Origin of the sequence: Secundilactobacillus angelensis (assembly GCF_012641075.1) — a bacterium.
In the GTDB taxonomy this organism is placed as follows: Bacteria; Bacillota; Bacilli; order Lactobacillales; family Lactobacillaceae; genus Secundilactobacillus; species Secundilactobacillus angelensis.
Genome location: NZ_JAAXLJ010000061.1, coordinates 1 through 943 on the forward strand (window position 1 = coordinate 1; position 943 = coordinate 943).

Genomic DNA, 943 nt, shown 5'->3' on the forward strand with positions numbered 1-943 from the left:
GGCGTTAGTTGAATCGGTTGCTGCTGACGTTGCAGCATCACTAGCGGCAGTTGAATTGCTTGCCGCAGCGCTACTGTTGTTGGTAACGTTGCTGCCGGCGGCAGCGGAGCTTAAATCATTTAATGACTTAACGGCATTACTTGCAGCCGTGGAAGCATCAGCTGCTGAAGCCGAAGCATTCTTTGCGACTACACTAGCTGAACTAGCAGCACTACTGTCACCAGCGGTGGCGGCAGAACTAGCAGTTGAAGCTGCACTAGATGCTAAAGTAGCAGCATCACTAGCCGACTTAGCTGCGGCAGAAGCCTTTTTAGCCAAGTCACTAGCCGTTGAGGCAGCAGTACTTAAATCAGTGTCACTTGGATACTGGTTAGCCATGCTTGCGATGCTGTCAGCGGTTGAGCCCGTTGAAGCAACTTCAGGACCCGTTGGAGCGGCACTGTTTGCAGCGCTCTTAGCATCGCTAGTGGCGTTCTTGACGTCATTAGCCATGTGTTGCGCGTTAGCTGCACTGAGCACGCTGTTTAAACTCTTCATGGCCATGGAAGCTGCCGATGAAGCTGTTGAAGCTGCAACTGAAGCGGTGGATGCGGCCGTTGAGGCTGCACTGAACTTAGCTTGATCCGATCCGGCTAAACCGCTCATCTTAGCGGCTTCGTCGCTAGCTGTCTTAGCTTGATCTGCGGCTATAGAAGCCTGATCACTGGCCTGCTGAGCGAAACCACTAGCTGCCGTTGCGAGACTGCCCAAGTCCGTATCACTGGTGTAGTCCTTCGCTAAGGATGAAACATCCGTAGCCGTAGAGCTGGCACCACCAACTTGGGTTGCTGCTGAAGTAGCACTAGAACCGGCACTCGTGACGTCGTCACCGGCATGCTGGATCATGGCCGAATTCTTCAGACTGTCAGCTTGCTTCTTCAAGTCGGTAATCGCACTTGAAGCT

The 943-nt window shown here is 53.1% G+C and carries 1 pseudogene; it reads right to left on the reverse strand.

Features of this window, described 5'->3' with window-relative positions:
* A pseudogene (locus HC026_RS12355) lies at positions 1-943 on the reverse strand (hypothetical protein); the annotation flags it as partial.